This window comes from Sulfurovum sp., assembly GCF_036568385.1.
Taxonomy (GTDB): Bacteria; Campylobacterota; Campylobacteria; order Campylobacterales; family Sulfurovaceae; genus Sulfurovum.
In genome coordinates this window covers 1-3,642 of the sequence record NZ_DATCSP010000043.1, presented here as the reverse complement: position 1 = coordinate 3,642, position 3,642 = coordinate 1, and the positions used below count along the sequence as shown (strand labels likewise).

At 49.6% G+C, this 3,642-nt stretch carries 5 protein-coding genes; all 5 read left to right on the top strand.

The genetic code is table 11. From position 1 onward, the window contains the following. The coding region (gene modA / locus VIM88_RS04850; RefSeq protein WP_331861756.1) for a molybdate ABC transporter substrate-binding protein at window positions 1–681 on the top strand (681 nt) is incomplete at its 5' end. Continuing rightward, window positions 682–1,380, top strand: coding sequence for a molybdate ABC transporter permease subunit (gene modB / locus VIM88_RS04845; protein ID WP_331861755.1), 699 nt, complete (start codon window positions 682–684; stop codon window positions 1,378–1,380). After that, the gene (locus tag VIM88_RS04840; protein WP_331861754.1) at window positions 1,380–2,066 is read left to right on the top strand and encodes an ABC transporter ATP-binding protein; all 687 of its coding nucleotides are present in this window, start codon (window positions 1,380–1,382) and stop codon (window positions 2,064–2,066) included. The genes modB and VIM88_RS04840 overlap by 1 nt, the downstream gene beginning before the upstream one ends. A 44-nt stretch (window positions 2,067–2,110) precedes the next feature. Continuing rightward, window positions 2,111–2,653 (top strand): PhnA domain-containing protein, encoded by a 543-nt coding sequence (locus tag VIM88_RS04835; protein ID WP_331861753.1) that lies wholly within the window; start codon window positions 2,111–2,113, stop codon window positions 2,651–2,653. Between the two features lie 56 nt (window positions 2,654–2,709). Next, window positions 2,710–3,642 (top strand): efflux RND transporter permease subunit (locus VIM88_RS04830; protein ID WP_331861752.1); only part of this gene is annotated, 933 nt, incomplete at its 3' end.

Here is a 3,642-nt window from a genome sequence, read left to right as displayed (position 1 = left end):
GCGGTAGCAGCCAATGTAAGTTATGCGATAGAGGCATTAAAAAAAGAGTTCAAGGCCATCCATCCGGAGACAGACGTGCAGGTGATCCTCGGAAGTTCGGGAAAACTCACCGCACAGATAAGACACGGGGCACCCTATGGTCTGTTCATGTCAGCCGATATGAAGTACCCTGAAGCACTCTACCGTGAGAAAATGGCAGTCAGCGAACCGGTGGTCTACGCACAGGGGGCATTGGCTTTTTTATCGGTAAAAGAGCGGGATTATACAGCAGGTATGAAACTGCTGCGCTCCGAAGAGATCAAAAAGATCGCCATAGCAAATCCCCAAACAGCACCCTATGGCATCGCTGCGGTTGAGGCTCTGAAAGCTGCCAAGGTGTATGATGCGGTCAAAGAGAAGTTTGTGTACGGCGAGTCCATTTCCCAAACAGTGGCCTATGCAACCACTGCGGCAGATATAGGGATGGTAGCAAAGTCATCGCTCTTCAGCCCGCAGATGTCACAGTATAAGCAAGATATCCACTGGTGTGATGTCGATGAGAGTCTCTATGCGCCTATCGACCAGGGGATGGTCATACTTGAAAAAGGCAAGGATGATCCGGAGATCAAAGCCTTCTATGATTTTATGCTAAGTCCAAAAGCCAAAGAGATACTGAAAAAGTACGGATACAGGGTAGAGTAGATGAAAGAGATATTGAACCTGCCGTCTTTGGATTTTGCCCCTTTTTTGCTGTCGTTCCAACTGGCCGGGATCACCACACTGATCCTCTTTATCCTTTCGCTGCCTTTGGCCTGGTATCTCTCCCAGACCCACGGTAGAATAAAACCCTATCTGGAAGCGGTCACGGCACTTCCCATCGTACTTCCTCCTTCCGTATTGGGGTTTTATATCCTGGTGGTGCTTTCTCCCAACTCTGCCATTGGCGGATTTTTTGAAACGCTTTTCGGGGTGAAACTGGTCTTCTCTTTTACAGGACTGGTCGTGGCAAGCTGTTTTTACTCGCTGCCATTCATGGTACAGCCATTGCAAAGCGGATTTGAATCGTTGAACAAGCATATGCTCGAAGCATCCTACCTGGCAGGAAAAAGCAGACTTCAGACGGTTCTCAGGGTGGCACTGCCGAACATCAAGCCTTCGCTGATCACCGCACTGATCATCACATTTGCTCATACGGTCGGCGAATTCGGTGTGGTACTGATGGTAGGGGGGAGCATTCCCGGTGAGACGAAAGTGGCTTCAGTGGCGATCTACGAAATGGTCGAGGTGATGGAGTACGGCAAGGCACACATCTACAGTGCGCTGATGGTATTGATGAGCTTTGCAGTACTTCTGGCCGTCTATGTCTTTAACCAGTCACAGCGCAAAGTAGGGATACTCTGATGATACAGATAGACATAGATAAAAAACTGCACGGCAGCAGGGGTGACATGGACCTGGATGTGCATTTGGAGATACCCGAAGGTCAATTCATCGCTCTGATGGGTGAAAGCGGTTCGGGAAAAACCACGCTGCTGAGGGTCCTGGCGGGGCTGGAGAAGGCAGAAGGCACGATCACGGTGGAAGGCCTGACCTGGTTGAAGCAGCAGAAGATGCTTCCTCCGCAGCAAAGAGAGATAGGGTTTGTGTTTCAGGACTACGCCCTGTTTGAGAACATGAGCGTAGAAGAGAATCTTTTGTTCGTCAATGATGACAGAACACTGGCATCCGAACTGCTTGCAATGACAGAGCTCAGCAGGCTGGCACCGCGCAATGTCAAAGGTCTCAGCGGCGGGCAGAAGCAAAGGGTCAGTCTCTGCCGTGCGATGATGAAGCGGCCCAAGCTTCTGCTGATGGACGAACCGCTTTCCGCCCTGGACCCTGCGATGCGTACAAAGCTCCAGGAGGAGATACGCAAGCTGCATAAGACCTTCGGTACTACCACGATCATGGTAAGCCATGATACCGATGTCTCCTACCATCTTTCCGACCGTATTCTGGTACTGGACCATGGAAAGATCATCGCTGACGGCACGCCCGAAGAGATACTTGTGAAGGTTTCCACCGTGACCTACACGTTGAATAGATAAAGTTTTCGATAAAATATCATCAATCAAATCGTAAAAGGAACAAAATGGGTATAGATAAAGCATTGATGGAGAGAAGCGGCGGCAAGTGTGAACTGTGTGGTTCCGAAGAGGGGCTCAGTGCCTACACGGTAGCACCCAGAGACGAGGCGATCGTGATCTGCAGTACGTGCGCGGCATCCATAGAAGACCCTATGAGCGACGAAAAACACTGGAACTGTCTCCATGACAGTATGTGGAGCACAGAACCTGCGGTCCAGGTGATGGCATTCAGGCTCTTGACACAGCTGGGTGCACAGGACCAGCTCGATATGCTCTATCTGGAAGACGATGTCAGAGCATGGGCAGAAGAGGGGTTGAAAAATGAGACACAGGAGCCTACACGTGATGCAAACGGTACGATCCTGGAAGAGGGTGATTCTGTGAGCATCATCAAAGATCTGGTGGTCAAGGGTGCGGGGTTTACAGCCAAGCAGGGGACGACCGTGAAGAACATTCGTATGGTGCCGGGCGATCCGACACACATTCAGGGCCGTGTGAACGGGACGATGATCTTTATCCTTTCGGAATATTTGAAGAAACTCTCATAAAACAAGGCTATAATTTTACACAGCATGCATACCAAGACTTTTGACAAGGACCCATCATGATGAAGATCATCCACTACTTTATAAAGAATAAAAGTCTTAATTATGTACTGCTTGTCTTCATTCTTTTTCTCGGGATCAATGCCTACTCTACGATCCCCAAAGAGCTTTTCCCTGAGATCGCTCTGGACAAGATAGCCATCAATGGAAGTTATGCGGGTGCCTCTGCGGATAATCTTGACAAGATGGCCGTTCGTGACATCGAAGACGAACTGGGAAACATACAGGGGATAGAAAAGATAGAAACGGTGATCAAATCCGGTTCTTTTTCTATCGTTCTGGAGCTTGACAACGGTGCAGACAAGATAGATGCGCTCAATAAAGCCAAAGATGCCATAGCCCGAAGCAGACAATACCTCCCCGCAGATATGATCGAACCGACTGCTGAGCTGCTGATACACAACAGACCGCTGATCAGGCTTTCCCTCTCCTCCGAACGTATGGACAAAGGTGCATTGATCGAAGTGGCCAAAGAGGTGAAGACCAGGCTGCTGAGAAACCCCTATGTAAGCGAGATACAGATCTACGGTGATTCGGACCAGGAAGTCTCTGTCCAGATCAATGAAGAGGCTGTCAGGGCTTACGGCCTGGACCCTGCCGCCATTGTCTCGGCGGTTTCCAAACTCTCCTATATCTATCCTATCGGGGACATAGAAGAAGGGGGGAATTATATATTCGTCTCTACGGTGAACGGGAAAGAGACCAAAGAGGAGTGGGAAGCTTCGCTCGTCAAGATAGGAGATAAACAGGTCAGACTGGGCGACGTTGCCAATGTCGAGATCTCATACCCCCAGGATACAACGCTTTCCACTTTCAACGGACGTACCAATATCACGCTTGTGCTTTCCAAAGGAGCGGAAGGGAATGCGATGGATATTTCTGAAGAGCTGCAGAAGTATGCCAAGGAGAAACTCTCCAAAGAGTTTCCGGAT

Coding starts and splice junctions, on each gene's coding strand:
- VIM88_RS04835 (WP_331861753.1), top strand. CDS start 2,111: ATGGGTATAGATAAAGCATTGATGGAGAGAAGCGGCGGCAAGTGTGAA.
- VIM88_RS04840 (WP_331861754.1), top strand. CDS start 1,380: ATGATACAGATAGACATAGATAAAAAACTGCACGGCAGCAGGGGTGAC.
- modB (WP_331861755.1), top strand. CDS start 682: ATGAAAGAGATATTGAACCTGCCGTCTTTGGATTTTGCCCCTTTTTTG.